The 26,016-nt window shown below is 68.3% G+C and carries 28 protein-coding genes and 2 tRNA genes; 14 read left to right on the top strand and 16 right to left on the bottom strand.

The annotated features are described in order from the left end of the window. The first annotated feature begins 50 nt into the window (after positions 1-50). Together FM105_RS09905 and FM105_RS09900 are read left to right on the top strand one after the other, a co-directional pair. Positions 51-386 carry a hypothetical protein gene (locus tag FM105_RS09905; RefSeq protein WP_087007770.1) on the top strand — a complete coding sequence of 112 codons (336 nt, stop codon included), beginning with the start codon at positions 51-53 and terminating at the stop codon, positions 384-386. Next, entirely contained in the window at positions 383-952 is a 570-nt protein-coding gene (locus FM105_RS09900; RefSeq protein ID WP_087007768.1) for an isochorismatase family protein, read from the top strand. Before FM105_RS09905 ends, FM105_RS09900 begins: the two co-directional genes overlap by 4 nt. A 100-nt stretch (positions 953-1,052) precedes the next feature. Here FM105_RS09900 and FM105_RS14690 read toward each other — a convergent pair whose 3' ends face one another. Then, entirely contained in the window at positions 1,053-1,190 is a 138-nt protein-coding gene (locus tag FM105_RS14690) for a putative transporter small subunit (RefSeq protein ID WP_179207148.1), read from the bottom strand. Position 1,191: 1 nt separating this feature from the next. Then, positions 1,192-2,961, bottom strand: a complete 1,770-nt coding sequence (locus tag FM105_RS09895; protein WP_256970327.1) for a sodium:solute symporter family transporter — start codon at positions 2,959-2,961, stop codon at positions 1,192-1,194. Positions 2,962-3,505: 544 nt separating this feature from the next. On the opposite strand from FM105_RS09895, the gene FM105_RS09890 reads away from it, so the two are divergent. Continuing rightward, positions 3,506-3,578: transfer RNA gene (locus FM105_RS09890), tRNA-Lys, on the top strand. Between the two features lie 93 nt (positions 3,579-3,671). On the opposite strand, the gene FM105_RS09885 is transcribed toward FM105_RS09890, so the two are convergent. Both FM105_RS09885 and FM105_RS09880 read right to left on the bottom strand, forming a co-directional pair. Next, complete coding sequence (locus FM105_RS09885) at positions 3,672-3,965, bottom strand: GroES family chaperonin (protein WP_087008380.1); 294 nt, start codon at positions 3,963-3,965, stop codon at positions 3,672-3,674. A 64-nt stretch (positions 3,966-4,029) separates the two neighbouring features. Continuing rightward, complete coding sequence (locus tag FM105_RS09880) at positions 4,030-4,317, bottom strand: DUF3618 domain-containing protein (protein ID WP_087008378.1); 288 nt, start codon at positions 4,315-4,317, stop codon at positions 4,030-4,032. A gap of 133 nt (positions 4,318-4,450) precedes the next feature. Here FM105_RS09880 and bcp point away from each other — a divergent pair, with 133 nt between their 5' ends. Both bcp and FM105_RS09870 read left to right on the top strand, forming a co-directional pair. Next, positions 4,451-4,924 (top strand): thioredoxin-dependent thiol peroxidase, encoded by a 474-nt coding sequence (gene bcp / locus FM105_RS09875; RefSeq protein ID WP_179207147.1) that lies wholly within the window; start codon positions 4,451-4,453, stop codon positions 4,922-4,924. 30 nt (positions 4,925-4,954) lie between these two features. Next, a tRNA-Leu gene (locus tag FM105_RS09870) sits at positions 4,955-5,036 on the top strand. Here FM105_RS09870 and FM105_RS09865 read toward each other — a convergent pair. Next, positions 5,003-6,511 carry a class I SAM-dependent methyltransferase gene (locus FM105_RS09865; RefSeq protein ID WP_087007764.1) on the bottom strand — a complete coding sequence of 503 codons (1,509 nt, stop codon included), beginning with the start codon at positions 6,509-6,511 and terminating at the stop codon, positions 5,003-5,005. The genes FM105_RS09870 and FM105_RS09865 overlap by 34 nt on opposite strands. A 68-nt stretch (positions 6,512-6,579) precedes the next feature. On the opposite strand from FM105_RS09865, the gene FM105_RS09860 reads away from it, so the two are divergent. After that, positions 6,580-6,975: a universal stress protein gene (locus FM105_RS09860; protein WP_087007762.1), complete on the top strand. Its 396-nt coding sequence runs from the start codon at positions 6,580-6,582 to the stop codon at positions 6,973-6,975. A 106-nt stretch (positions 6,976-7,081) separates the two neighbouring features. Here the strand turns inward: FM105_RS09860 and sucD are convergent, their stop codons facing one another. Together sucD and sucC are read right to left on the bottom strand one after the other, a co-directional pair. Beyond that, complete coding sequence (gene sucD / locus FM105_RS09855) at positions 7,082-7,981, bottom strand: succinate--CoA ligase subunit alpha (protein WP_087007760.1); 900 nt, start codon at positions 7,979-7,981, stop codon at positions 7,082-7,084. Positions 7,982-8,006: 25 nt separating this feature from the next. After that, the gene (gene sucC, locus FM105_RS09850) at positions 8,007-9,176 is read right to left on the bottom strand and encodes an ADP-forming succinate--CoA ligase subunit beta (protein WP_087007758.1); all 1,170 of its coding nucleotides are present in this window, start codon (positions 9,174-9,176) and stop codon (positions 8,007-8,009) included. Positions 9,177-9,428: 252 nt separating this feature from the next. On the opposite strand from sucC, the gene FM105_RS09845 reads away from it, so the two are divergent. Together FM105_RS09845 and FM105_RS09840 are read left to right on the top strand one after the other, a co-directional pair. Continuing rightward, entirely contained in the window at positions 9,429-9,971 is a 543-nt protein-coding gene (locus FM105_RS09845; RefSeq protein ID WP_373404774.1) for a MarR family winged helix-turn-helix transcriptional regulator, read from the top strand. 46 nt (positions 9,972-10,017) lie between these two features. Further along, positions 10,018-10,782 carry a hypothetical protein gene (locus FM105_RS09840; RefSeq protein ID WP_087007754.1) on the top strand — a complete coding sequence of 255 codons (765 nt, stop codon included), beginning with the start codon at positions 10,018-10,020 and terminating at the stop codon, positions 10,780-10,782. A 71-nt stretch (positions 10,783-10,853) separates the two neighbouring features. On the opposite strand, the gene FM105_RS09835 is transcribed toward FM105_RS09840, so the two are convergent. The 5 genes from FM105_RS09835 to FM105_RS09815 all read right to left on the bottom strand — a co-directional run bounded on the left by FM105_RS09835 (position 10,854) and on the right by FM105_RS09815 (position 16,447). Then, positions 10,854-11,327 carry a hypothetical protein gene (locus FM105_RS09835; protein WP_087007752.1) on the bottom strand — a complete coding sequence of 158 codons (474 nt, stop codon included), beginning with the start codon at positions 11,325-11,327 and terminating at the stop codon, positions 10,854-10,856. Beyond that, a complete protein-coding gene (locus tag FM105_RS09830) occupies positions 11,324-12,484 on the bottom strand; it encodes an adenosine deaminase (protein WP_087007750.1) in 1,161 nt (386 codons plus the stop codon). The genes FM105_RS09835 and FM105_RS09830 overlap by 4 nt, the downstream gene beginning before the upstream one ends. Before the next feature lie 80 nt (positions 12,485-12,564). Beyond that, a complete protein-coding gene (locus FM105_RS09825; protein WP_179207146.1) occupies positions 12,565-13,887 on the bottom strand; it encodes a BMP family ABC transporter substrate-binding protein in 1,323 nt (440 codons plus the stop codon). A 16-nt stretch (positions 13,888-13,903) separates the two neighbouring features. Then, the gene (locus FM105_RS09820) at positions 13,904-15,169 is read right to left on the bottom strand and encodes an amidohydrolase (protein ID WP_087007747.1); all 1,266 of its coding nucleotides are present in this window, start codon (positions 15,167-15,169) and stop codon (positions 13,904-13,906) included. 165 nt (positions 15,170-15,334) lie between these two features. Further along, the gene (locus tag FM105_RS09815; RefSeq protein WP_179207145.1) at positions 15,335-16,447 is read right to left on the bottom strand and encodes a mannose-1-phosphate guanylyltransferase; all 1,113 of its coding nucleotides are present in this window, start codon (positions 16,445-16,447) and stop codon (positions 15,335-15,337) included. 313 nt (positions 16,448-16,760) lie between these two features. Here FM105_RS09815 and sdhC point away from each other — a divergent pair, with 313 nt between their 5' ends. The 5 genes from sdhC to FM105_RS09790 all read left to right on the top strand — a co-directional run bounded on the left by sdhC (position 16,761) and on the right by FM105_RS09790 (position 21,490). Further along, positions 16,761-17,144, top strand: coding sequence for a succinate dehydrogenase, cytochrome b556 subunit (gene sdhC, locus FM105_RS09810; protein ID WP_087007744.1), 384 nt, complete (start codon positions 16,761-16,763; stop codon positions 17,142-17,144). Further along, complete coding sequence (locus FM105_RS09805; RefSeq protein WP_179207144.1) at positions 17,144-17,596, top strand: succinate dehydrogenase hydrophobic membrane anchor subunit; 453 nt, start codon at positions 17,144-17,146, stop codon at positions 17,594-17,596. Before sdhC ends, FM105_RS09805 begins: the two co-directional genes overlap by 1 nt. Positions 17,597-17,621: 25 nt before the next feature. Then, on the top strand, positions 17,622-19,382 hold the full coding sequence (gene sdhA / locus FM105_RS09800) for a succinate dehydrogenase flavoprotein subunit (RefSeq protein ID WP_087007740.1): 1,761 nt from the start codon (positions 17,622-17,624) through the stop codon (positions 19,380-19,382). After that, positions 19,382-20,179 (top strand): succinate dehydrogenase iron-sulfur subunit, encoded by a 798-nt coding sequence (locus FM105_RS09795; protein WP_087007738.1) that lies wholly within the window; start codon positions 19,382-19,384, stop codon positions 20,177-20,179. The genes sdhA and FM105_RS09795 overlap by 1 nt, the downstream gene beginning before the upstream one ends. 141 nt (positions 20,180-20,320) lie before the next feature. Continuing rightward, positions 20,321-21,490, top strand: coding sequence for a D-alanyl-D-alanine carboxypeptidase family protein (locus FM105_RS09790; protein WP_087007736.1), 1,170 nt, complete (start codon positions 20,321-20,323; stop codon positions 21,488-21,490). A gap of 4 nt (positions 21,491-21,494) precedes the next feature. Here the strand turns inward: FM105_RS09790 and FM105_RS09785 are convergent, their stop codons facing one another. From FM105_RS09785 to FM105_RS09775, 3 genes are read right to left on the bottom strand one after another with little or no spacing between them, the layout of a single operon-like run. Further along, on the bottom strand, positions 21,495-22,550 hold the full coding sequence (locus FM105_RS09785) for an App1 family protein (protein ID WP_087007734.1): 1,056 nt from the start codon (positions 22,548-22,550) through the stop codon (positions 21,495-21,497). 57 nt (positions 22,551-22,607) lie between these two features. After that, complete coding sequence (trpS, locus tag FM105_RS09780) at positions 22,608-23,627, bottom strand: tryptophan--tRNA ligase (protein WP_179207143.1); 1,020 nt, start codon at positions 23,625-23,627, stop codon at positions 22,608-22,610. A gap of 52 nt (positions 23,628-23,679) precedes the next feature. After that, positions 23,680-24,495: an exodeoxyribonuclease III gene (locus FM105_RS09775; RefSeq protein ID WP_087007730.1), complete on the bottom strand. Its 816-nt coding sequence runs from the start codon at positions 24,493-24,495 to the stop codon at positions 23,680-23,682. Between the two features lie 197 nt (positions 24,496-24,692). On the opposite strand from FM105_RS09775, the gene FM105_RS09770 reads away from it, so the two are divergent. Next, positions 24,693-25,181: a GNAT family N-acetyltransferase gene (locus FM105_RS09770; RefSeq protein WP_087007728.1), complete on the top strand. Its 489-nt coding sequence runs from the start codon at positions 24,693-24,695 to the stop codon at positions 25,179-25,181. Between the two features lie 72 nt (positions 25,182-25,253). Here the strand turns inward: FM105_RS09770 and FM105_RS09765 are convergent, their stop codons facing one another. Then, positions 25,254-25,973, bottom strand: a complete 720-nt coding sequence (locus FM105_RS09765) for an IclR family transcriptional regulator (RefSeq protein ID WP_179207142.1) — start codon at positions 25,971-25,973, stop codon at positions 25,254-25,256. Positions 25,974-26,016: the final 43 nt, after the last annotated feature.

Raw genomic sequence — 26,016 nt, 5'->3', positions numbered from 1 at the left:
TGTCCACTCAGGCGCCGCACGCCCGGCGCCGCCGTCCGGAAGGGGACACTATGACCGCAAAGGGCACGTTCGTCTACGGCCTCGACAAGGAGAATTCGCTCGCACTGAGCTTTCCCGCACACGAGGCCAGGACACTCGAAGTCGCACTGTTCGACGAGTTCGATCACGGCCGTGGTGTGCGTGTGACGTTCCACGTGATCATCGGGGGCGCGTCGGGCTACCGGACCTTCTACCTCACGGCGTCGTCCCCGCTCCACTTCGCCTACGTCGACCAGGACGAGGTGGCACCTGACGCGCAGCTGCTCGAGCGCTTCCGCACTGCGATCGCGGAGAAGCGCGCGCTGCACTTCCCCGTCGAGCGGATGCCGGAAGAGGTCGAGGCGTGACGACGGGCGCAGCACTGCTCGTGGTCGACGTGCAGAACGACTTCACGGAGGGCGGTGCGCTCGGCGTGGACGGCGGCGATGCAGTCGCCGCCGGCGTCACCCGCCTGCTGCGGGACAGCGGATCCGACTACGACCTGATCATCGGCTCCCGTGACTGGCACGACGCCGATGGCGACAACGACGGCCACTTCGCCACCGGAGAACCGGACTTCGTCTCGACCTGGCCGGTGCACTGCGTCGCAGGGACCTCGGGAGCGGAGTACGACCCGGAACTCGACACCGCACCGCTCACCCACCACGTGAAGAAGGGGCAGGGCGCACACGGCTACTCCGCGTTCGACGGGGTGACCGACGACGGAACCCGGCTGGCCGACCTGCTGGCCGGCACGCAGCGGCTGGACATCGTCGGCATCGCGACCGACCACTGCGTCCGCGCCTCGGGCCTGGACGCACTCGACCACCTCGCAGAGGTGCGCATCCTCACGGACCTCGTCGCCGGGGTGGGCGAGGACTCCTCCCGCGCAGCACTGGACGAGCTCGCGGCGAAGGGCGCCACCCTCGTCTGATCTGCGCCGGATCTCCAGCCTCCGTAGCACATCCCACCACAGGAGGGCGGGGCGCCACAGATCTCTGCGGCGCCCCGCCCTCCTGTGCGGTCAGCCCGGGTCAGACGAGGTCGATCCCCTCGTCCCGCGCTTCCTTCCACTCCTGGACGAAGGCGCGGCCGATGACGATCATCACGATCGCCACCAGGACCGGCCACACGAGGGTGTACGCGGTGAGTGCGATGATTCCTGCGCTCATGTCAGTTGTCCTCCTTCTTCGGACCGGTCGCCGATCCTCCACGGCTCTGCGGGGCGTCGTCGATCGCCACTGCGGTGCGGCCTGCTGCTCCACGAGGTGCGACTGAGGCCTCTGCCACAGCCGTCTCCTCATCCTCGGCCTCGTCGAAGTCACCCGTGCGCTTGCGGATGAGCGAGAAGTCGAAGTCGTCCTTCTGGCGGAAGGACATGAAGTAGCAGACGAGCGTGCTCACCGCGTAGGCGACGAGCGATGCGCTCAGCGTCGCGTAGTCATGCAGGAACCCGATGACGAACGGGGCCGACAGCAGGAACGCCGCGGCCGCGACGATCTTCGCCACGCGCAGTCCGAAGAACCCGAACGACATGAGGCCCAGGATGACGGCGATGCCGACGGCCGACAGGATGTCGACGAGGATTCCGACGGGCCCGACGAGCGGGATCAGCTCGAACCGCACCGGGATGAAGATCACGAGCGCTGCGATCACAGCGGTGGTGAACGCCTTATTGGTGACCTTGCCCCAGTAGAAGCTGGCTAGCACGGGGAACACGAGTGCTCCCCAGAGCGCGCCGACGAACACGAGCAGGTCGAGGATGTTCAGCTGCAGGCTGGCGAATGCGACTGCGACCGCGGATGCCAGGACCATCGTCAGACGACCGATGAACAGCATCGTCTTGGGGTTCGCCTTCTCCTTGCCTGCGACGTTCTGGCCGTAGATGTCGGCCATCATGATCGAGGACAGGGCCGCGAGGTCCGAGTCCGCCGTCGACGACAGAGCGCCGATGATCATGACGAAGAACAGCGCGAGCAGGATGCCCGGGAGGTAGCTCGCGGCCATCTCCGGGATGATGTTGTTGACGTCGCCGTTGGTGGGTTCGAAGCCCAGGTAGAGCGCGAGCACACCGATCATGCCGACGCCGATCACCATGGCGCCGTACCCGACGGTCGCTGTGATGAACGTGGGCTTGATGAGGTCCTCGCGCACGGCGAAGAGGCGCTGCGCGATCGTCTGATTGCCGATCGCGTAGGCCAGCACGGCGGCGATGTAGGGAGCGCCCTGACCCAGGAAGGCCTCACTGGAGAAGAAGTTGCCCTGCGCGGGTGTGAGGTTCGCAGATCCCGTCTCGAACGCGGCGGGGAAGCCCGCGGCGAAGAAGATGAACGGCACGATGATCGCGACCGCCCCCAGCATCGCCATGACCTGGATGAAGTCCGTGAGCACGGAGGCGCGGAACCCCGACCACAGCGTGTAGAGCAGGACGCCCGCGGCGACCGCGAGGACACCCTGGATGAAGTTGAACGGCGACAGCATCGAGATGAGCACGCCGCCCGCGATGAAGTTCGACATGAGGCTGATGACGCTGCCCACCACGTTGGATCCCGCGAGCATGAGCTGGCTCGAGCGGCCGTGGCGCGCGTGCATGACCTCCGCGATGCTGTGCGCCTTGGGGGCGACACTGCGGATGCGCTTGCCGAAGGGGTAGATGAAGAGGATCATCAGGGCACCCCAGAGCCCGTAGTGGATGGGACCGGAGATCCCGTACTCGTAGCCGGATGCCGCGGATGCGTACATCGACGAGGCCCAGATCCAGGTCGCGGTCATACTCGCGGCAGAGATGCCGAAGCCGATCTTGTTGCCGGCGGTCATGTACTCGTCGGCGTTCTCGTTCTTCTTCCGGATGCCCCGCGAGATCGCGTAGGTGCCTCCGTAGAAGAGGACGAGCAGCAGTACGACGGTCACGGCGCCGAACTGCACAGCAGAGGAGTCATTCATGCGCCACCTCCCTTTCGACGTTGGGTGAGAAACTTGCGCACCCGGGGGTTCCCGGCTGCGGTCAGGTCCTGCACGTCCCGTCCCGCGGGGGCGTAGATCCGCGGAAGGTCATCTAGCGACGCGCAAATGCCCCTCGCTCGATCAATCACATCCCTTCGCATTCGTGTCGACCCACTCGTGTGGACGGCTTCCGGTTCGGACATGCCCGACGGCGCCAGGGCAGGGTGGAGCCACTGTGTGAAGACACACGACCGCCCTGGTCTCTGAGGTGCGGGGCCGGCGCCAAGGGCGTGGCTCTACAGCGCGTCACCGCCTGGAGCTCTCCGACTCAAGCTGTCGCGGGCGTATCCGCCGCGACGCAACCATCATCCGAACTGTGAACCGCCTGAGAGTCGGCTCACAAACGGATACAGTACCACGCTCCCGAACAGGCCCCGACAGGTGTCTGCAAGCTCCCTCCTCGTGACGCCCACCACTCTTCCGTGACAAGGCGGGATCCGAGTTGGAAGTGGCCCACCGGATATGTATAGTTATCTCTCGTTGCGCACCTCTAGCTCAATTGGTAGAGCAACTGACTCTTAATCAGTGGGTTCCGGGTTCGAGTCCCGGGGGGTGCACAGAAGAAGGCCCGTCACCAGGTTCCATACCTGGTGACGGGCCTTCGCCATGTGCGGGTGCGCAGCGCCATTGGTCTGCGCGACGACCACTGCCTAGAGATACATGCCGGTCGACTCGTCGTCGTCAGGCTCTGCGATCGCATGGACGTCGCGCTCACGCAGCAGCAGGTACGCGGTGGCGTCGATCTCCACCTCAGCGAGCTCCTCCGGGTCGAACAGGATCGAATCGCCGACCTCGACCTGTCGCACCAGCGGGCCCGCAGCTGCGACGACACCCCACGCCAGCCTCCGGCCGACGGCAGCCGTCGCAGGGATCACGATGCCCGCGGACGACTTCCGCTCCCCCGAATCCTTGTCCGGCTGGACCAGCAGACGGTCGTGGAGCATCCGTATCCGCACGACCGGTGCCGCGTCCGCCACCGGGGTGCTGCCCGGCGCAGCGTCCGTCGGATCAGCCACGCTTGCTGCGGGTGGCGAAGAATCCGATCGTCGCGACGGTGACGAGCAGGACTCCTCCGGCCAGTGCCAGACGGTCCACCTTGGGCTGGCCCTCTTCGTCGATGACCACGGACTTCGCGGAATCCGCGGCGCGTGCGGTCAGCGCCTTCGGGTGCAGTCGCCCGACGAGCTCGTCGATGCCGGCGGCAAGGCGCTGTTCGCGCAGCCGGATCGATTCGGAGAGCTGGTCGCGCGAGGCATTGTCGACGGTCACTTCAGAGGTGTACACGTTGCTGGACATGCGCTCACTTCCTCACAGGCGATGGTGTTCGCGGCGCGGCATGCGCCTTCGAGATCCGAGCCTACCGCGTCCGCGGCCCGCAGTAGGGTGGGAGGCACATCGACACACCCACTCTTCAGAGGAGAGCACACCCATGACGCGCTTCGAGCCCGGCGACACCGCACCTGATTTCACACTGCCGGACGCACAGGGGAACGACGTCAGCCTGTCCGACTTCCGCGGATCCCGCGTCGTCGTGTACTTCTACCCCGCCGCGATGACACCCGGCTGCACCACGCAGGCATGCGACTTCCGCGATTCCCTGGATGCGCTCACGGCGCAGGGCATCACAGTGCTGGGGATCTCCCCCGACAAGCCGGAGAAGCTCGCGCAGTTCGCCGAGCGCGACGGGCTCACCTTCCCCCTGCTGTCCGACGCGGACAAGTCCGTCATGACCGCGTGGGGCGCGTTCGGCGAGAAGAAGAACTACGGCAAGGTGGTCCAGGGCGTCATCCGCTCGACGGTCGTCGTCGACGGTGAGGGCACAGTCGAACTCGCGCAGTACAACGTCCGCGCGAAGGGCCACGTGGCCCGTCTCCGCACGCAGCTGGGCATCGACGACGACTGACCGTCCGCTCCGCTGTAGAATCACCGGAGCGCGCGTGTGGCGGAATAGGTAGACGCGCTGGATTTAGGTTCCAGTGTCTCAGGACGTGGGAGTTCGAGTCTCCCCACGCGCACTTCCGGGCTTCGTCCCGGATACGACGGTGAAGCGACGGTCCCGCGCCCACTGCTCCACATCGCTGAAGCGGTGCTGGAGGTGGGACCGGTACCGCAGGTGCGAGTTGTAGACCACGATCAGTCGTCCGCCGGGCCTCAGCAGAGCGGCCGCGGCATCGATCAGATCGTGTGCGATGTCCGTCGTCATGCTCGTCCCATCGTGGAACGGTGGGTTCAGCGTCACGAGATCGAATGAGCCCTCGGCGAAGGCCGCGGGATCCTCCGAATCCTCGCCGTCTGCGCTGGCCGTGCGGTCCCCGTCGTCGTCCGCCTGCCATGGCAGCCGGCCCGTGGCGTCCGCATGCAGGACCACCGCAGGCTCCTCTCCCGCCCGTACAGACGCGGCGGTGAGCACGGTGGACTCCACCGCCGCCCTCGAATCATCGACACCGAAGAGCGACGCGTGCGGCAGGAGCGAGCCGACCGCTGCGAGCAGCCAGCCGTTCCCGCTCCCGAGGTCCAGGACCCGCACGCGGGCAGACGGACCTGTCCGTCCGTCCCCGCTGGCGGGGGCCAGCCCGGGCAGTCGCCGTGCGAGGGCATCGACGAGGATCCGGGAACCGGGATCTGCGCTCGCACCTCCGAAGGCACCGGGGAAGGCGCTCACCAGGATCTCCGGCACGCCCGGCGCGGGCGATGGCGCCGCATTCTGGACCGGGACCCGTGGACGGCTGATCGCCGCCGGATGCGCGGCTGTCGACGCACTGGCGACGGACTGGGACTTCTTCGGACCGGTGGCGATGAGCAGTCGTGACTTCGCCCGACCCGGTGACACGTCGACGCGTTCGTACGATTCGGCGAGGAGCCGGTTCAGCGACGGGCTCATGTGCTTCTCCCGGCCGACGACCACGACCTCGGCCGCGAGGGTCTCCACCAGCCGCAGCTGCTCCCTCAGGACGGCGATGTGCTTGGAGGCATGCACCACGACGCGCAGCCGCGTCGGCTCATGTGCGAGCGCCGCTACGGCCTCGGCAGCGGTGTCATGGAAGCCGACCGTCGACCGCACAGCGTCCGGCAGGGCCTCCACGGCCCGGCGGCAGGCGTGCACGGCGGATGCGGAGTCCGTCGCGACGGCCGTGGCGTGCGAGCCTGCCGTGGCGTGCGCGCCCGTGAGTGCAGCGACGAGGGTGAGGCTCCCATCGGGATCGTCCAGGACCGCGGTGGACACGGCGGCATCGGTCGCCTGTGCGGTCCGGTCGTGGGCGACCTCGCGATCGAGGGCGGCGACCTCGCCTGCAGCGGCGCCGGCATCGCCCACCGGACGACCGGAGACGTCGAGGTCACCGGCGGCACGACCGACCAGGTACTCCTCGAGGATGCGGGCATCCGAATGGCCCTGCGGCCAGTCGGCCGACCAGCGGGCCAGCACCGCGTCGGCATCGGCCAGACGTCGGTGGGAGGCAGAATCGTCGTCCGACAGCAGAGACCGGGGCATGACCGAGAGTCTACGTGCTTATAGGCTGAACCCAGATCGACCGAAGAACGTACTCATAGGAGAGCAGCATGACTATCCTCGTCGGTTTCACCCCCACCCCGGCGGGCCGCGCAGCCGTCGACTTCGCCATCGAAGAGGCGCAGGTCCGCGCGACGAAGCTGCTGGTCGTCAACGCGGGGATCGGGGAGCAGCGCGAAGAGGCCGGAGTCGCAGCCGGGAAGCAGATGGACCAGGTGCGCTTCACCCTGGAGAACTCCGGCGTGGACTTCGAGCTCGTGCAGCATCTGCGCGGCAACGACGCGGCAGAGGAGCTGCTTGCGCTGGAGGACGAGCACCCGGAGATCAGCATGATCGTCATCGGCTCGCGGAAGCGCTCCCCCGTGGGCAAGCTCTTCATGGGATCGACCGGGCAGCGGGTCATCCTCGGCTCGTCGGTCCCCGTCGTCGCGGTCAAGGCCCCCTGAGGCCGACCGCGCACACGGCGAAGGCCGCGGAGCACCCTGGGGTGTTCCGCGGCCTTCGCCGTGTGCTGGGGCGGCACCGCTCACGCGGTGTTTCCCCAGCGGGAGGTCACGCTCCGATCAGCTCGCGGAGCAGCTGAGCGGTCTCCGTGGGGGTCTTGCCCACCTTGACGCCCGCGGCCTCGAGGGCCTCCTTCTTCGCTTCCGCGGTGCCGGACGAACCGGACACGATCGCGCCGGCGTGCCCCATCGTCTTGCCTTCCGGAGCGGTGAAGCCCGCGACGTAGCCCGCGACGGGCTTCGTGACGTTCGCCTTGATGAAATCGGCTGCGCGCTCCTCCGCGTCGCCGCCGATCTCACCGATCATGACGATCGCCTCGGTGTCCGGATCCGCCTCGAACGCCTCGAGTGCGTCGATGTGGGTGGTGCCGATGACCGGGTCCCCGCCGATGCCGATCGCGGTGGAGAAGCCGAGGTCCCGCAGCTCGTACATCATCTGGTACGTCAGCGTGCCCGACTTCGACACGAGGCCGATCTTGCCGGCCTTCGTGATGTTCGCCGGGATGATGCCCGCGAGCGCTTCGCCGGGGGTGATGACGCCGGGGCAGTTGGGGCCGATGATCCGGGTCTTGTTGCCCAGCTCGGTCGCATGCGCCCACAGCGCGGCGGAGTCCTGGACCGGGATGCCCTCGGTGATGATGACGAGCATGCCGATGCCCGCGTCGATCGCCTCGAACGCCGCATCCTTGGAGAATGCCGGCGGCACGAATGCGACGGACACGTCTGCGCCGGTCTTCTCCATCGCTTCTCCGACGGAGCCGAACACGGGGAGCTCGATGTCCGCGCCGTTCGCATCCTTGTGCGTGACGGTCGTGCCGGCCTTGCGCGCGTTCACACCGCCGACGACATCGGATCCGGCCGCGAGCATGCGGGCCGTGTGCTTCGTGCCCTCACCGCCCGTGATGCCCTGGACGATGATCTTGGATTCCTTCGTGAGGAAAATCGCCATAGTTCTGTTCAGTCCTTTCGAGGGCTCAGCGGCTCGCCGCGAGCTCGGCTGCCTTGTCGGCTCCGCCGTCCATGGTGTCGATCTGGGTGACGAGAGGGTTGTTCGCCTCGTCCAGGATGCGGCGTCCCTCCTCGACGTTGTTGCCGTCGAGGCGGACGACCAGCGGCTTCGTCGCGGAATCGCCCAGGATCTCGAGCGCCTTCACGATGCCGTCTGCCACTGCGTCGCACGCGGTGATGCCGCCGAACACGTTCACGAAGACGCTCTTGACCTGGTCATCGCCCAGGATGACGTCGAGGCCGTTGGCCATGACCTCTGCCGATGCGCCGCCGCCGATGTCCAGGAAGTTCGCCGGCTTCACGCCGCCGTGGTCCTCACCGGCGTACGCGACGACGTCGAGCGTCGACATGACGAGGCCCGCGCCGTTGCCGATGATGCCGACCTCGCCGTCGAGCTTCACGTAGTTGAGGTCGAGCTTCTTCGCCTTGAGCTCCAGCGGGTCCTCTGCGTCGAGATCGCGCAGCTCCGCGTGGTTCTCGTGGCGGAACTCAGCGTTCTCGTCGATCGAGACCTTGCCGTCGAGCGCGATGATGTCGCCGGCGCCGGTCTGGACGAGCGGGTTCACCTCGACGAGCGAGGCGTCCTCACCCTGGAAGACGTCCCAGAGCTTCTGGAAGACGGGGACGAGCTTGTCCGTCGTCTCCGCGTCGAAGCCCGCCGCCTGAGCGATCTCGCGGGCCTTCGCCTCGTCGATGCCGGTCAGCGGATTCACCGGAACCCGCGCCAGGTCGTCCGGGCGCTCGACGGCGAGCTGCTCGATGTCCATGCCGCCCTCCTTGGAGCACATGGCCAGGTACGTGCGGTTGGCACGGTCGAGCAGGATGGAGAAGTAGTACTCATCCGCGATGTCCGCGCCTTCGGCGATCATGACCCGCTTGGTGACGTGTCCCTTGATGTCGAGGCCCAGGATCTCCTCCGCACGCTGTGCGGCCTCATCCGGGTTGTGCGCGAGCTTGACTCCGCCTGCCTTGCCGCGACCGCCGATCTTCACCTGCGATTTGACGACGACGGTGCCGCCGCCCAGTGCCTCCGCACCCTTCTTCGCGTCCTCCGGGGTGTCTGCGACCTTCGCCTGGAGCACGGGGACTCCGTGCTCCTCGAAGAGGTCACGCGCCTGATACTCGAAAAGATCCACGTGTCATTCCTTCGTGTGTTGTGACACCGACGGGCACCGCATGCATGCGACCGCGCCGGGTTCCATCTGTGTGTCGACGTCAGAGGGTCTAACCCGGAACTCAGTCTAGACCTCTTGAGGGTCGCACGAGTGTGGGAATGGCTACAGCCGCGTGAGCGCTGCGGGGAGTCGGCGTCGCGGCAGGCGGAGCGGAAGCGCCCGACGGCGATCACTCTCGCACAAAGAATCTTGACCTCAAGGTATCCTTGCCGCATGCATGAGGAAATGGACGAGGTCGACCGGATCGTCGCCGCCTGGCGCGATGTGCGTCCGGACATCGACGTCGCGCCCATGGAGGTGCTCTCCCGCGTCACACGCCTCTCCCGTCAGCTGGACCGCAGGAGGAAGGCGGTCTTCGCCTCCCACGGGCTGGAGACGTGGGCGTTCGACGTCCTCTCCTCACTGCGACGAGCAGGCGATCCCTACCAGCTGTCGCCCTCCGCACTCACAGTCGAGCTCCTCGTCACCTCCGGCACGATGACCAACCGCATCGATCGGCTGGCGAGCGCCGGCTGGGTGTCGCGCCAGCGCGATCCTGCAGATCGCCGCGGAGTCCTCGTGAGGCTCACGGCCGCCGGTCGGCAGAAGGTCGACGACGCGCTCTCCGACTTCCTCGATCTCGAAGCGCAGATGCTCAAGGCGCTCGATGAGGACGAATGCTCATCCCTCGCCGACTCGCTGCGCCACCTCGTCGTGAGCGTCGAAGCGGTCGTGCCCGGCGCCGATTCCGCGGAACCGGAAGAATTCTCCGCGTAGACTGGCGGGGATCGTCCTCCTCTTCCCCGACCCGAGGATCCTTCTCATGTCACGTGCCATGCCGTTCCGCAGTCGCGCCGGGTCCCGTACAGCCCTTTCCATCGCCGGCATCAGTACCGCCGTCCTGGTCACCGGCTGCCAGGTGGTCGACGCCGAGCGCCCCGTCGAAACGCCCTCCGTGTCTGCCGAGGACGTGACATCGGTGCCCACGCCCTCCGACCTCGACGTCACGCCGGTCATCGATGTGAGCCCGGGCGGTCCGCAGGAGACGGACCCCGTCTGGCAGGGCCTCGCGCAGGCCGTCGAATCCGGTACTGACGCGTACGTGCACGCCTGGGTCCACACGTACCAGGAGGTGCCGGAGGACGGCGAGGCCACGCTCACCCCCGACACGCCGGACAGCGTGAGCATCACCGTCGACGACGCATCCGCCATCACGGAGGGCCAGTCGGGCTTCTACCTGCTCGATGCGACCGTGGAGGTCGAGCAGCTGGGAGGCTCCGCCTTCTCCCTCACCGTGGTGGATACGGAGACGCGGTCGGATCTGCTCCCCCAGGGCCCGGATGACGAGGCCCGCTGCACTGCAGACGACGCGAACGATCGGATCCAGGCCGCATCGCAGGTCCTCGCCGATGTCATCCGCGAGGACGACGCCGAGCAGCGCGAGCAGCTGCGCCTCCAGTGGGGCGCCTCGCCCGCAGTCTGGTGGGGCATCCAGCGCACGGGCTCCGCGCTGGCAGACACGGACGGCGAGTCAGCGGGCGACTTCCTGCTCGAGGCCTGCGAGCCGTACCTGAGCGACGAGGGCTGAGCGCCCCCGGTCAGCCACCGATGCGGCGCCTCCGAGCCGACCGGACGGGCGAACCAGCAGTCCGCCCCCGGTCACCAGCGCTTGGGCGGCGGTGCCGGCGCTGACGGATGCGCCATGTAGTACGCGATCGAGACGTCGAACGCGCGGATGACGGACGGCGTGAACAGCGCGATGACGCAGGCGACCGCGGGCACGATCGCCGCGGCGGCCAGCAGCGGGCCGCCGCCGAACGTCGAGATCCCGAAGAGCGCCTGCAGAAGCTGCCACGCGATGGTCGCCGGACGGGACCAGCGGTGCATGGACCACAGGGATCTGACGACCACGAGCAGCCCGATGCCCAGGATCGCGAACATCACGCACAGGGCGATCAGCGACGTGCCCAGTTCACCGCCGGTCCCCGACATGACGAGGAACGCGACGGCGGATCCCAGCAGGACCAGCGCCTCGAGCAGCACGACGCCCATCGCCACATAGAGCGGGCCGGGCCTGCGCGGGAGGGCGTCCGGCGCTCCCGCCGCCTGCGAGGACGAAGCGGATCCCGTCACAGGTGCGCCCGGGAGAAGCCGGGGACCAGCTGCTCGTCGATGATCGCCTCGCGGACTCCGTACGGCAGGAACGCGGACCCCAGCGCGGTGACCGTGACCCATTCCAGATCGTCGATGGTCCACCCCGCCTCATCGACGAGCAGCCGCATCTCACGGGTCACGCTCGTCGCCGACATGAGGCGGTTGTCCGGATTGACCGTGACGGCGAAGCCCAACTCCTTCAGCCGGGTGACCGGGTGGTCCGCGATCGAGGTCGCCGCGGCCGTCTGCAGGTTCGACGAAGGGCACAGCTCCAGCGGCACCTGCTGGTCGAGCAGCCACGCTGCGACGCGCCCCATCTCCGGGGCCGTCTCCACTCCGTCGCCGTCCACATCGCCCATGACGCCGTCGACGGCCGCGGCCGCCGCCCACTGCGCGAAGTCGTCTGTGATCCGCACGCCATGGCCGATCCGCTGTGCGTGGCACACGTGGATCGCCCCATGGATCGACTCGACTCCGTCGGCTTCGCCGGCGTGGATCGTCACGGGGAAGCCCGCACGGTGCAGCATGTCGAACGCTTCGAGATGGGCGGCCGGGGGGAAGCCCGCCTCCGGTCCGGCGATGTCGAAGCCCACCACCCCCGCGTCGCGGTGGCGCAGCGCCAGCTGGGCGATCTCCTGCGACCGGTCGGCCTGGCGCATGGCGGTCACGATCTGACCGGCGCGGATCGACTTGCCCGCCTGTGCCGCGAGGGCGGTGCCCTCGTCGATGCCGGCCTGCACGGCCTCGACCGCGCCGTCGAGCGTCAGCCCGCCGCGCAGGTGCTGCTCCGGGGCCCACCGCGCTTCCGCGACGACGACGCCGTCGGCCACCTGGTCGAGCACCCATTCGCGCGCGACCCGCGTGAGCGCCGGAGCCGTCTGCATGACGGCGAGCGTCTGGTCGAAGGTCTCGAGGTAGCGGGGCAGGTCGCCCGAATCAGCGGACTCGGAGAACCACGCACGCAGCGCCTCCGGGTCCGTCGTGGGCGGCTCATGGCCCGCCTCCGCCGCCAGCTCGACGATCGTCGCGGGTCTCAGACCGCCGTCCAGGTGGTCATGGAGTGACACCTTCGGCAGGTTCAGGATGGGGTCATCGGCGTCGACTCCTGCAGGAGTCGGAAAGAGTTCAGGATCCACGCCCTCAGACTACCGGAGGCGCGCATCTGCTCCATCCGTCTGCGTCACCCGTCTCCACCCGTCGGCGTCACCTTTCGGCCTCACTCCTCGTCGGCCTCGTCCTGCTCCTCGTCGAGCCGCTCCCTCTCATCCGCGAGCGCGCGTCCCAGACCCGTGATGGATCCGAGCATCCCATCGCTCGCGACGACGGCGACTCCGCCGTTGTCCAGGTCGCCGACCGCACGGCGGGCGCGCACCTCGAGCCCGCCCACGAGCTCCGGGACCGCCTCCCGGACGTCCTCGTCCGAATCGTCCGCCGGGCCCCCCGCTGTTCCCGCAGCGGAGTCCGCGCCGGGCTCCGCGCTGCGCACGAGGCCCTCCGGCTCCTCCCCCTCACCCGGCCAGCCGGTGAGCACGGCCCTCATCCCGAGTCCGACGTCCGGGATGATCGAGGCGACGACCTGGTTGCGCACGGGACGAGGGAGGGTCTTCGACCCGTCCGATCCGTACCAGATGAGGACGGGCAGATCTTCGTCCTCCGCCGAGGTCCCCACGGGATCCTCTCCGGACTCCCGGTCGCCCGTGCTCTGGTCGTCGGCATCCGCGGCGTCGTCTCCTGCTGCGGCGTCGGCCTCGTCGTCTTCGTCGTCCTGCGACTCGTCGGCTTCCGCCGCCTCCTCTGCGAGCTCGTCGATGTGCTCCGCGACGCCCTGGGGCGAGGCCGATCCGAAGGGCACGAGCACGTCCGCACCGTCCGCCGTCGCGGACTCGGCCCATTCGACTCCCGCGGAGGTCGTGTCGTCCAGGGTACGCACATCGATAGCGCCCTCATCCACGACCGTCACGTCGCCGTCGGCCTCGTCGGCGCGGGCGTCCACGCCTTCGTCGAACGCGGCGAGCAGCTCCGCGCCCTGGAACTGCCCCTTGGCCGTGGAGACGGCGACGGTGCCCGTGCGCGTGGCGCTCGCAGCCGCGTACCCGGCCAGGTACGCCGACTCACGCAGGTCGAAGTCGACGGTGAGGACGTTGTCGGGCTGGCCGGCATCCGTGCCGGGCCCCACCGCGAGGAACGCGCGGTCCGGATTGTCAGCGGCGACCTGCGACAGGGCTCCCGCACCACCGGGGCCCACGAGCACGCTGAGTGTGCAGCCGTCGGCCGCGAAGCGCTCGAGCGCCGCCTGCGTCTGCGCCGCCGTGCTCACGCGCTGCGAGCTGGTGGTGTCCACGACGCCCTCGTTCGCCGCGGTCCGCACCTCGTCCAGGACGGCCGCGCCCATGCCCGCATCGGCGAAGCCGGCAGGCGCTGACACCGCGCACGCGGATGTGCGCACGATCCCGGTGGGCTCGTCGACTGCGCCACCGCAGCCGGAGACCCCGAACCCCATGGCCAGGAGGCCGGCAGTCGCCCCGAGCCTCAGGCGCACGCTCCGCGGCATCGGTTCACACCCGTCCCGAGCTCGACGGGTCGGCGAACGGTTCCGCTGCTCCCGCATCGTCCGCGATCGCACGCAGCGCGATCGCGCACAGGACACGGGCACCGGCGGCGATCGCGCGTTCGTCGATCACCAGGTCGCCCTGATGGAGGTCGTAGGTCCGCCCGCCCGGAGTGCGGGTGCCCAGGCGGATGAGCGCGCCGGGAGTGTGCGCCAGGTACCACGCGAAGTCCTCGCCGCCCATCGACTGCGGGGTGAGCTGGACGGATTCCGGACCCAGGACCTCGCGCACGGCGGCCTCCGCGAGCGACACCTCGGGCTCCGTATTCACGACGGGAGGCACCCCGCGGCGGTGGTCCAGATCGACCTCGACCCCGTACGGCCCGGCGATCCGGTCGACCAGGTCGGGCAGGACCTCGGCGACCTGGTTCCAGCCGTCCACGTCCAGGCAGCGCAGCGTCCCGGTCAGCAGGCCCGTGCTGGGGATCGCGTTCGGGGCGTGCCCGGACTCGATGTGCCCCCAGACCAGCGAGATCGCATGCCGGGGATCGATGAGGCGCGACAGGGTCGCCGGCAGATCGGTGGCCAGCCGGCTCAGGGCGTAGACGAGGTCCTCCGTCAGGTGCGGGCGGGACGTGTGCCCTCCGTGCCCGTTCAGACGGATGATGACGGTGTCTCCCGCCGCGGTGATCGGGCCGATCCGGGAACCCACGCTCCCCACGTCGACGTTCGGATCGCAGTGCAGTGCATACGATCTCCGCACGCCCTCCAGGACGCCCTCTCCGATCATCGTGAGGGCACCGCCGGGCGTGACCTCCTCGGCCGGCTGGAACACCAGGCGGATCGTCGCACCCAGCCCGCCGGGCGTCTCCCGGTGCAGGCGGTCCAGCGCCAGCCCCGCGCCCAGCAGGGCCGCGAGGTGGACGTCGTGACCGCAGGCGTGTGCGACCTCGGGCACGGTCGATGCCCAGTCGAGGCCCGTGAGGTCGTCCAGGGGCAGCGCATCGATGTCCGCACGCAGCACCGCGGACACGGGCCCCTCCCCCACATCGCAGATCAGACCCGTGGGGGTGACGAACTCCGGAACGAGGCCCGCCGCACGGAGTCGGTCGGCGATCACACGGGTCGTGCGGTGCTCCTCGAACGACAGCTCCGGGTGCGCGTGGATGTCCCGACGGAAGGCGATCAGCTCGTCATCGAACTCCGCGAGGATGCTCTCCGCACTGTGTGCCTCCGACTTCTCGATCGTCACGTACGCCCTCTTCCCGCTCATTCCAGTCCCTTGCGCAGCGCGTGCACGGCGGGGCAGCCGCGATTCGCGCGGCTGGGCCCCGAGTCTACTTCCGCCGCTGCCCGCACCTGTCCGGGCCCGTTCCCCTTCGAGGAGCTCGTCTCAGAGGAACTCGTCTCAGAGGACTTCTCCTCAAAGGACTTCCCCTCAGAGGAGTTCGTCGCGGCCCGCCTCCCTGACGCGGGCGACGACCTCCTTCACCTGCTGCGCGTATGCGCGCGACGTCACGAGCACCGCATCGTCGGTGTCGACGACCACGAGGTCCTCGACGCCCACCAGCGCCACGAGCCGCCCGGTCTCGGAGATCACGACCCCGCGTGATTCGACATCGACCACATCCACGCCCTCCCCGATCGCGGAGACCCCGTGGACCTCGCCCGGGACCGGCTGGCGCAGCTTCGCGACGGAGTCGAAGTCGCCCACGTCGTCCCAGCCGAAGTCCCCGGGGACGACGATGACGCGGCCCGCAGCGGCGGCGGGCTCCGCGACCACGTAGTCGATCGCCTTCTTCCCCAGGGTCGGCCAGACCTCGGACTGGACCGCATCGCGGTCGGGCGTGTGCCAGGCGTCGACGATCCGCGTGAGCCCCGCATGGAGAGCGGGCGCCTGCTCCTCGAGCAGCTCCAGGAGCACCGCAGCGCGCATGATGAACATGCCAGCGTTCCACCGGTAGCCGCCCGAATAGGCGTACGTGCGCGCGGTGGCCGCATCGGGCTTCTCGACGAAAGCGGCCGCGCGCCGGGCCGTGGGTGCATCGGGGATCCGCAGCAGATCGCCGGTCTCGATGTATCCGTACGACGTCGCCGGATAGGTGGGAGTGATCCCGATCGTCACGATGTCCCCCGTTGCGGCCGCGGCAGCCGCCGCCTGCTCGACGACGGACAGGAACTCCCCCGTGTTCGTGATCGAGTGATCCGCGGAGAACGATCCGATGACCGCGTCGGGGTCCTCACGGTGGATGAGCATCGTCGCGAGCCCGATCGCGGCCGCGGAGTCCTTGGGGGACGGTTCCGCGACGACGCGGTCGCTGAGCAGATCGGGCAGCTGCTCCCTCACCGCATCCACATGTCCGCGCCCCGTGACGACCCAGGTGCGCTGAGGGGCGGCCAGCCCGACCGTCCGCTCCCACGTCGACTGGAGCAGCGTGCTGCCCGTGCCCAGGATGTCGTGGAGGAACTTGGGACGGGCAGTGCGCGACACCGGCCAGAGCCGCGTGCCGGATCCTCCCGCGGGGATCACGGCGTGGAAGTTCTCGATCATCCCGCCCATTCTTCTCCACGCGCCACTCCTCGCGCACCCCAACACACCGGGGTCGGGCGACTGGCCGCGATGGCCCCAGACGCGCAGAAGCGGTCAGAGACGACGCGATGCGACACGTATTGCGACATGGGAGTGTTCGCTAATAGTCAGCTGAAACGAATCCTCTCGAGGTGCGGGACGCGCGTACCACTCATTCACAGGAAAAATGAAGACTGTGAGAAGCTCGTGGGACCGGCGATTGGCGCAGTCCGTCGTCGCGGCGTACTTTTCAACGAGTACACAACCGTCCGCAATCCACACTGGAGGATGCCCCGTGGCCAAGGCCTCAACAGGCACTCTGTATCGCGGAAGAGAAGGCATGTGGTCATGGGTCCTGCACCGTGTGACCGGCGTCGGCATCTTCTTCTTCCTGCTGGTGCATGTGCTCGATACAGCACTCGTTCGCGTGTCCCCCGGGGCCTACAACGCAGTCATCGACACGTACAAGTCCCCGCTCATGGCGTTCGGTGAGGTCGTTCTCGTCGGAGCGATCGCCTTCCACGCATTCAACGGACTCCGCGTCGTCGCCGTCGACTTCTTCAAGGGCGGCACCAAGCACCACAAGACACTCTTCTGGGTCGCGATGGGCCTCTGGCTCGTCGTCATGGTCGGCTTCCTGTGGCGTCACATCCCGAACTCGCTGGGAGGAATCCTCTGATGAGTGCCCCCACCATCCCCGCACCGCGCGCCGGATACCAGCGGTCCAAGGCCAAGGGCTCCGGCTTCGAGCTGGGCGCCTGGCTGTTCATGCGCCTGTCCGGCGTCATCCTGGTCGTCCTGATCTTCGGCCACCTCATCGTCAATCTCTGGATGGGCGACGGCGTGCACCAGCTCGACTTCGGCTTCGTCGCCGGCAAGTGGGCCAGCCCGTTCTGGCAGATCTGGGACCTCACCATGCTGTGGCTCGCGATGGTCCACGGCACGAACGGCGTCCGCACGATCATCCTCGACTACGCGGAGCGCCCCGGCACGCGCCTGACGCTGCAGTTCGTCCTCTACGTGGCATCCGCCGTCGTCATCGTGCTCGGCACGCTGGTCATCTTCACGTTCGAGCCGTGCCCTGCCGGGGCGGACCCGAGCCTCCTCCCCAAGTTCTGCGAAGCCCTCTGAGGCTTCCAAAGGAGTTCTGACACCTATGCAGGTACATGAGTACGACGTCGTCATCGTCGGTGCCGGCGGCGCCGGCATGCGCGCGGCCATCGAATCGGGTCAGCGCGCGCGCACTGCGGTGCTGACGAAGATCTACCCGACCCGGTCCCACACCGGCGCAGCGCAGGGCGGCATGTGCGCGGCGCTCGCGAACGTCGAGGAGGACAACTGGGAGTGGCACACCTTCGACACCGTCAAGGGCGGCGACTACCTCGTCGACCAGGACGCTGCGGAGGTCATGGCGAAGGAAGCCATCGACGCGGTCCTCGACCTCGAGAAGATGGGTCTCCCCTTCAACCGCACGCCCGAGGGGAAGATCGACCAGCGTCGCTTCGGCGGCCACACCCGTGACCACGGCAAGGCACCGGTCCGCCGCGCCTGCTACGCCGCTGACCGCACGGGCCACATGATCCTCCAGACGCTCTACCAGAACTGCGTCAAGCACGGCGTCGAGTTCTACAACGAGTTCTACGTGCTCGACGTCCTCATGACCGAGGTCGACGGGGTCAAGAAGGCCGCCGGCGTCGTCTCCTACGAGCTCGCGACCGGTGAGATCCACGTCTTCCGCGCGAAGTCCGTCGTGTTCGCCACCGGCGGGTTCGGCAAGATCTTCAAGACGACGTCGAACGCACACACCCTCACGGGCGACGGAGTGGGTGTGGCCTACCGCCGCGGCATCCCGCTCGAGGACATGGAGTTCTTCCAGTTCCACCCCACGGGCCTCGCCGGCCTGGGCATCCTCCTGTCGGAGGCGGCCCGCGGTGAGGGCGGCGTGCTGCGCAACGTGGACGGCGAGCGCTTCATGGAGCGCTACGCCCCCACGATCAAGGACCTGGCTCCGCGTGACATCGTCGCCCGCTCGATGGCGAACGAGGTCCGCGAGGGCCGCGGCTGCGGACCCAACAAGGACTACGTCCTCCTGGACCTCACGCACCTCGAACCGGCGCACATCGACGAGAAGCTCCCGGACATCACGGAGTTCGCCCGCACGTACCTGGGCGTCGAGCCCTACACGGAGCCCGTCCCCGTGTTCCCCACCGCGCACTACGGCATGGGCGGCATCCCGACCAACATCGAGGCGGAGGTGCTCTCGAACAACACGAACGTCGTCCCCGGCCTCTACGCGGCGGGCGAGACGGCGTGCGTGTCCGTGCACGGGTCCAATCGACTGGGCACCAACTCGCTGCTGGACATCAACGTGTTCGGCAAGCGCGCCGGGATCGGTGCGGCGAAGTTCGCGGAGACCGCAGTGCTGCCGGAGCTGCCGGAGGATCCGGCGGCGTACGTCGTCGACATGATCGAGACGCTGCGCACGTCCGACGGACCGGAGCGCATCGCGGACATCCGTCGCGACCTGCAGGAGACGATGGACGCGAACGCCCAGGTGTTCCGCACGGACGAGACGCTCCGCAAGGCGCTGGACGACATCGGCGCCCTGCGCGAGCGCTACAAGAACATCGGCATCCAGGACCGTGGGAAGCGCTTCAACCTCGACCTCCTCGAAGCGGTCGAGCTGGGCTTCCTGCTCGAGATCGCCGAAGTCGTCGCGGTCGCCGCGATCCACCGCAAGGAATCCCGCGGCGGTCACTTCCGTGAGGACTTCCCGGACCGCGACGACGAGAACTTCATGCAGCACACGATGACCTACAAGGATCCGGAGACCGAGTCCGAGGGAATCCCCGGCATGCGGCTCGAATGGAAGCCCGTGGTCATCACCCGTTACCAGCCGATGGAGCGTAAGTACTGATGGCAGACACCACGCAGACCGCAGAGCCCGCATCCAAGGTCGACCTCCCCGCCCACCTGGGCGGCGGGGGCGGCGGCGAGATCCCGTCCTTCGACGTGACGTTCCGGATCGCGCGCTTCGACCCTGAGCAGGACCAGGCAGAGCACTGGGAGGACTACACCGTCACGATGTACGGCACGGATCGCGTGCTCGACGGCCTCCACAAGATCAAGTGGGACATCGACGGCTCGCTGTCCTTCCGCCGTTCGTGCGCGCACGGCGTGTGCGGCTCCGATGCCATGCGCATCAACGGCCGCAACCGCCTGGCCTGCAAGACGCTGCTGAAGGATCTCAACACGGACAAGCCGGTCACCGTCGAGGCGATCAAGGGACTTCCGCTGGAGAAGGACCTCATCGTCGACATGGAGCCGTTCTTCCAGTCGTACCGCGAGGTCATGCCGTTCCTCATCACGTCCGGCAACGAGCCCACGCGTGAGCGCCTCCAGTCGCAGCACGACCGGGCGATCTTCGACGACACGACCAAGTGCATCCTGTGCGCATCGTGCACCACGTCCTGCCCGGTCTACTGGACCGACGGCCAGTACTTCGGTCCCGCGTCGATCGTGAACGCCCACCGCTTCATCTTCGACAGCCGCGACGACGGCGGAGACATGCGCCTCGAGGTCCTCAACGACCGCGAGGGCGTGTGGCGCTGCCGCACGACGTTCAACTGCACCGACGCATGCCCCCGCGGCATCCAGGTGACGCAGGCGATCGCAGAGGTGAAGCAGGCGCTGCTCACACGCAGCCTCGCGTGAGCTGAGCTGTGAGCTGATCCGTGCTGATCCGAGGCACGGTGGTCGCAGACGCACAGAGCTGACCACAGCCACACAGCGCGGCGGGGGAGTCTCCACGGATTCGTGGAGACTCCCCCGCCGCGTTCGCGTTAGGCTGTCGCCGTGCTTCCTCTCCCCACCCGCTCCCCTGCGGCCGCTCTCGCCGCAGTCGTCGCGCTGGTTCCCGCCCTGGTCGTCGGCCCCTCGGTGCTCACCGCGCCGGCGATCGCCCAGCCGGCGCCGACCCCGACCGCCGTCTACGACCCCGGTCCGCTGACAGACGGATCGCCGGCGCCCAAACCGTCAGCGGAGGCATGGATCGTCGCGGACATCGACACGGGAGAGGTCTTCGCCTCGCACGAACCGGATCTGCAGCACGCGCCCGCCTCGACCATCAAGCTGCTGTCCGGGCTGGCGCTCGTCGACGAGCTCGACGACCCGGAGCACATGCACGAGGCGACGTACGAGGACATGCTGGTCGACGGGACCAAGGTCGGGCTCGTGCAGAAGAACGAGTACTCGATCGACGACCTCTTCCACGCGATGCTGATGTCGAGCGCCAACGACGCCGCGCACGCCCTCGCCGACGCCGCGGGAGGGCAGGACGAGGCCGTCGACCTCATGAACGCCAAGGCGGAGGAGCTCCAGCTCACCGGCACGCAGGCGTGGAACACGTCGGGGCTCGACGAGGACGACCAGGTCACGACCGTGGAGGATCTGCTGCGCATCGGCCGGGCGGTGCTCGAGGACGACTACCTCATGGACGTCATCTCGGAGACCGAGTACGACTTCCCCGGTGCCACGAACCCGGACACGGGCGAAGAGCTGTCCGGCTACCCGATCCAGAACCACACGCGGATCGTCGGTGAGGTGGAGGGCGGCCTCGGTCTCAAGAACGGCTACACGAGTGCTGCCGGCGGGTCGTTCGTCGCCGTGGTCGAGCGCGACGACCGTCGACTCGCATCCGCTGTGCTGGGCGGCGAGACGATGACGCGCGACGCGGCGATCGACCTCATCGACTGGACCTTCGCCCAGTCGTCACCGGAACCGGTCGGCACGATGTCGTTCGAGACCGCCGCCGAGGCCGCTGAGACGGCCGCTGCGCAGGCACCCGCCGCAGCGGAGTCGACCGACGACGCAGCCGTCGCTGCGGACGCGGCCGGTGCCGCGGAGGCCGAGGGCGGAGCACCCGGTCTGCCGCTCATCCTGCTGGCATGCGGGATCGGGCTGGGAGCCGTCACCGCCCTCGCGCTCGTGGTGCGCGTGCGCAGGGATCGCAGGCAGCGGGACTGACGCCTCAGAGGCCGCTGATGATCCCGCGCTCGGTCAGTTCCGATGCGAGGCCCGCGCCGTCCGAGGCGTAGATCCACGGCACTCCCTGACCCCGGCCGGTGCGGCGCGAGCGACCACCTGCCCACACGGCCTCGCCGGAGGTCAGCTGGCGGATCGCCACAGCGGCGGCGTTCTCCGGATGGTTGTCCACGAACTCCCCGTAGATGTCCTCGTCATGCTGGCCGTCGTCGCCGATCAGCAGCCACTTCATGTGCGGGAACTCCCGCGCCAATCGCTCGAGGGAGTTCCGCTTGTGCTCGACGCCGCTGCGGAACGCGCGGGTGGTCGTCGGCCCCCAGTCCGTGAGCAGCAGCGGGCCGTCCGGGTACATGTTCCGCGACAGGAAGCGCTTGAGAGTGGGAGCGACGTTCCACGCACCGGTCGACAGGTAGATGATCGGCTCGTTCGGCCGCAGGTATGTGAGCCGGTCGTAGAGGACGGCCATCCCGGACACGGGGCTGCGGGCGTGCTCGTCCAGCACGAAGGTGTTCCAGGCGGCGAGGAAGGGACGCGGCAGCGCCGTGACCATGACGGTGTCATCGATGTCGGAGATGATGCCGAACCGCTGGTCCTCACCGATGATCGTCACAGTCGCGCGGTCGACCAGCGAATCCGATGTCCACAGCTCGATCTCGACGGGGCCCGGCTCGTAGTCCCCCGGGATCACCATGTCGATGATGCCGCCGCGGTCGCATTCGACCATGTGCTCCTGGCCGCCGATCCGCACCCACGCCGTCTCGTTCGCCAGCGGCACCGCACCGAATGAGCGGAATCCGCGGATGCTCGCGTGCATGTCCGCCGCGAGCTTCCCCGTGCGCGTGAGGATCATCCGTCCCAGCACGCGCACGCTCTTCTCCGTGCCGTAGGAGTCGTAGCAGACGACGGTGCGGCGCCAGTCGCGCTTCGTCACCCGCTTCCTCGCCCACTCATGGACGCGGTCCTCCACCCGTGCGGCGGTGTGCTGCACCTCGGGAGAGAGATTGAACGGCTTCGGCCTGCGGTTCCTGGGAGAGAGGATCACCCGGGCACCACCTTCCTCCGGCGTGGCTCGAACCGCGGTTCGACGCTGTGCCGGTGATCAGCGAGTGAGGAATCCCACTCGGTCGTAGACGTCCGCGATCGTGCGCTCGGCGATCGCGCCGGCCGTGTCCGCACCGGCGTCGAGTACGCGCGTGAGCTCCGCCGGGTCGTCCAGGAGCTCGAGGGTGCGCTCGCGCAGCGGGCGCAGGGTCTCGACGACGACCTCGGCGAGGGCGACCTTGAGATGGCCGTACATCCTGCCCTCGAACTCCGCGACGATGTCCTCGATCGACCGTCCCGACAGGGCGGAGTGGATCGTGAGCAGGTTGGAGACTCCCGGCTTGCCCTCAGGATCGAAGGTGACCTCCGTGCCGGCGTCCGTGACGGCCGACTTGATCTTCTTCGTGATCGACTTCTCGTCGTCGAGGATCTCGATGAGGCCTGCCGGCGTCTGCGCGGACTTCGACATCTTCGCCGTGGGGTCCTGCAGGTCGTAGACCTTCGCCGTCGACTTGAGGATGTGCGGTTCCGGGACGGTGAAGGTGTCCCCGTACCGGTGGTTGAAGCGTTCGGCGAGGTTCCGCGTCAGCTCCAGGTGCTGGCGCTGATCCTCCCCGACCGGCACGACGTCCGCCTGGTAGAGCAGGATGTCCGCGGCCATCAGCGCAGGGTACGTGAGGAGGCCCAGCGAGACGTGCTCGTTCCTGGTCGACTTGTCCTTGAACTGGGTCATGCGCTGCGCTTCGCCCAGACCCGTCGTGCATTCGAGGATCCACCCCAACTGGGTGTGCGCCGGGATGTGCGACTGGACGAACAGGGTCGAGCGCTGCGGATCCAGGCCCGCGCCGATGAACTGGGCCGCGGTGCGCAGCGTCCGCTCGCGCAGCTGGGCCGGGTCCTGATCGACGGTGATGGCGTGGAGGTTCGCGATGAAGAAGAACGCGTCATGCGTCTCCTGCTGCTCGACGAACTGCTGCAGCGCTCCGATGTAGTTGCCCAGGTGGAGGGAATCCGATGTCGCCTGGATTCCGGACAGGGAGCGCGGACGGCCTGACGGGAGGCCAGAGGAATCGGTCATGTCCCTCATTCTGCCACCGGCCGGCCGGCTCCGTGCACTCGGAACCGCCTGCTCAGGCCTCCCGCAGTCCCGGGAGGTCGTAGTCGATGACAAGCGGGGCATGGTCGGACCAGCGCTCCCCCCAGCTCGCAGCGCGATCCACTCGTGCGGCGGTCGCCGTCTCCGCGAGGCCCGGAGTGGCGGCCTGGTAGTCGATCCGCCATCCCGCGTCGTTGTCGAAGGCCTTCCCGCGCATCGACCACCAGGTGTACGGGCCGGGGACCTCACCGGACAGCTGCCGGTGGACGTCGACGTAGCCGATGTCGGAGAAGAACCTGTCGAAGTAGGCCCGCTCCTCGGGCAGGAATCCCGCCTTCTTCCGGTTCGCCTTCCAGTTCTTCAGGTCGAGCTCCGTGTGGCACACGTTCAGATCGCCCGTGAGGACCGCGTGGTCCGCGTGCTCCGCGAGCTCAGGGAGGCGGACGAGCATCGCCTCGAGGAAGCGGTACTTGTCGTCCTGCTTGGGGGTGTCGACCTCGCCCGAATGGACGTAGGCGCTCACCACCGTCAGCAGGGAGCCGTCCTCCAGCCGGAAGTCCGATTCGATCCAGCGACCGGCTCTGTCGAAGTAGTCGTCGCCGTTGCCCGTCCGGGTGGCCTCCGGCTCCGTGCGGGACAGGATGGCCACGCCGGCGCGGCCCTTCGCCTCCGCATCGGCGCTCTGGATCCGGTACCCGGAATCAGCGAGGACGTCGAAGACGATGTCGTTCGCGGCACGCACCTCCTGCAGAGTGATGATCGGGGAATCGGCAGCGGCCATCCACTCCCCCATGCCCTTCCGCAGGGCGGCACGGATTCCGTTGACGTTGACTGTCGTGATGCGCAGCATGGCACCCATCCTGCCACGGTCGCGGCCGCCGCCCGCAGGGTTCCTCGCGACCGGCCGAGCGCGCGGGCTCCATGTCCCGTAACCTAGGGGTCCACGCCCGTAACCAGCCGGTTCACGTCGAACTGTGATCCGGCTGCGACAGACTCGACCGCGAGCTCCGCGTATGCTGGTTGCTCAGTCACACGTGAGGAGAGGCCATGACCGAGAACACGAACTTCGATCCGGACAAACTGATCATCAGTCCTCTCGACGAACTCGATCCCCTGGAGCTTCGCGTTGAGATCGTGAACGCACAGGAGCGCTTCTGGGGTGATCGTGACCTGAGCGGCGACCACGAACCGCACTGGTTCCGTCAGTTCGCCGCCGGCGGACTCGTGGCCCGCTACCAGAATGAGATCGTCGGATACCTGCTGGGCGCCTTCCCGAAGGAGGGCCCGTCCTACATCCACCTCGTCGCCGCGCGGCAGGACTTCCGCCACCTGGGCATCGGACGTCGCCTCTACGAGGCGTTCATCGCCCGGGCCAAGGCGAACCTCGAGGATGAGGTGCAGGCCACCGCGATCGCGGAGAACGCCAATGCCATCGCGTTCCACTCATCGCTGGGCTTCGAGGGCACCCGCATCGAGGACTATGCGGGACCCGGCGAGGACCGGGTGTTCTTCTCCCTCCGCCTCACCGAAGGCTGAGGAGTCTGACGTCCGGGCATCGGGCTGTGCGGCTCCCCTCTCCGGCCCCGCACGGCCCGGTGCCGCGTCGCGTCACGACGGCTGACGGCCGTGACGGCTGAAGCCGTCCGCGGTGAGGACCTCCTGCGCGAGGCCGCCGAAGTACTCGAGGCGCTCCGCCACCCGGGTCAGTGGACCTGCGATGGTGATCCCGGCCGTGAGCCGGTCGTCCTCATACACCCCGACTGCGACGGCACCCAGGTCTGACACGGTCTCGCCGCGGTTGAAGGCCATGCCGGACGCGCGGATCGAATCGATCTCCGTAAGGAACCGCCGCCGGTGATCTTCATCGGCGCGGGCGAGCACGCTGTCTCTGTCGTCGTCGTGTGCGAGGAAGAGCTTGCCCGCACTGGTCGGCAGGATCGGCCGTCTCTCGCGCAGACGCGGGCGATAGCAGACTTCGAATGCCGACGGCTCCGAGTGCACGTAGACGACCGATCGATCACCGACCCGGGTCGCCAGCGTCACCGTCTCTCCCGTGCGCACGGCGATCTCTGCGCAGGACTCTCCCAGCAGCAGCGGCAAGGACGAGCCCGCGGGTGCGAGCAGAGCATGCGCCCCCGCACCGAGCCTGTATCCGCCGTCGATCTCGCTCAGGTATCCGCGGTGCAGGAGTCCCCCCACGAGCCCGTGCAGGCTGCTCTTCGGCGCGTCCAGCTGCGCCGCGAGCACAGAGAGGGGAACGGGCCTGCGCGCACGCGCCACGACCTCGAGGATCCCCACGACGCGGGACACGGTCCTGTGCTCAGCCACCGGGTCCACCCGCTAGTCCGATGCACCGGGCTGCACCGGGCTG

The organism is Brevibacterium yomogidense (assembly GCF_900163715.1).
GTDB classification, from domain to species: domain Bacteria; phylum Actinomycetota; class Actinomycetes; order Actinomycetales; family Brevibacteriaceae; genus Brevibacterium; species Brevibacterium yomogidense_A.
The sequence above is the reverse complement of the archived record's forward strand: the minus strand, read 5'-3'. Positions and strand labels throughout refer to the sequence as shown.

What these genes read in the sequence shown, in the direction of transcription:
- FM105_RS09905 (WP_087007770.1), top strand. Translation starts at nt 51, where the DNA reads ATGACCGCAAAGGGCACGTTCGTCTACGGCCTCGACAAGGAGAATTCG.
- FM105_RS14690 (WP_179207148.1), bottom strand. Translation starts at nt 1,190, where the DNA reads ATGAGCGCAGGAATCATCGCACTCACCGCGTACACCCTCGTGTGGCCG.
- FM105_RS09895 (WP_256970327.1), bottom strand. Translation starts at nt 2,961, where the DNA reads ATGAATGACTCCTCTGCTGTGCAGTTCGGCGCCGTGACCGTCGTACTG.
- FM105_RS09885 (WP_087008380.1), bottom strand. Translation starts at nt 3,965, where the DNA reads ATGCTCCACGACCGTCTGCTGGTCCAGCCGGACAAGGATTCGGGGGAG.
- FM105_RS09880 (WP_087008378.1), bottom strand. Translation starts at nt 4,317, where the DNA reads ATGTCCAGCAACGTGTACACCTCTGAAGTGACCGTCGACAATGCCTCG.
- bcp (WP_179207147.1), top strand. Translation starts at nt 4,451, where the DNA reads ATGACGCGCTTCGAGCCCGGCGACACCGCACCTGATTTCACACTGCCG.
- FM105_RS09865 (WP_087007764.1), bottom strand. Translation starts at nt 6,511, where the DNA reads ATGCCCCGGTCTCTGCTGTCGGACGACGATTCTGCCTCCCACCGACGT.
- FM105_RS09860 (WP_087007762.1), top strand. Translation starts at nt 6,580, where the DNA reads ATGACTATCCTCGTCGGTTTCACCCCCACCCCGGCGGGCCGCGCAGCC.
- sucD (WP_087007760.1), bottom strand. Translation starts at nt 7,981, where the DNA reads ATGGCGATTTTCCTCACGAAGGAATCCAAGATCATCGTCCAGGGCATC.
- FM105_RS09845 (WP_373404774.1), top strand. Translation starts at nt 9,429, where the DNA reads ATGCATGAGGAAATGGACGAGGTCGACCGGATCGTCGCCGCCTGGCGC.
- FM105_RS09840 (WP_087007754.1), top strand. Translation starts at nt 10,018, where the DNA reads ATGTCACGTGCCATGCCGTTCCGCAGTCGCGCCGGGTCCCGTACAGCC.
- FM105_RS09820 (WP_087007747.1), bottom strand. Translation starts at nt 15,169, where the DNA reads ATGAGCGGGAAGAGGGCGTACGTGACGATCGAGAAGTCGGAGGCACAC.
- FM105_RS09815 (WP_179207145.1), bottom strand. Translation starts at nt 16,447, where the DNA reads ATGATCGAGAACTTCCACGCCGTGATCCCCGCGGGAGGATCCGGCACG.
- FM105_RS09805 (WP_179207144.1), top strand. Translation starts at nt 17,144, where the DNA reads ATGAGTGCCCCCACCATCCCCGCACCGCGCGCCGGATACCAGCGGTCC.
- sdhA (WP_087007740.1), top strand. Translation starts at nt 17,622, where the DNA reads ATGCAGGTACATGAGTACGACGTCGTCATCGTCGGTGCCGGCGGCGCC.
- FM105_RS09795 (WP_087007738.1), top strand. Translation starts at nt 19,382, where the DNA reads ATGGCAGACACCACGCAGACCGCAGAGCCCGCATCCAAGGTCGACCTC.
- trpS (WP_179207143.1), bottom strand. Translation starts at nt 23,627, where the DNA reads ATGACCGATTCCTCTGGCCTCCCGTCAGGCCGTCCGCGCTCCCTGTCC.
- FM105_RS09775 (WP_087007730.1), bottom strand. Translation starts at nt 24,495, where the DNA reads ATGCTGCGCATCACGACAGTCAACGTCAACGGAATCCGTGCCGCCCTG.
- FM105_RS09770 (WP_087007728.1), top strand. Translation starts at nt 24,693, where the DNA reads ATGACCGAGAACACGAACTTCGATCCGGACAAACTGATCATCAGTCCT.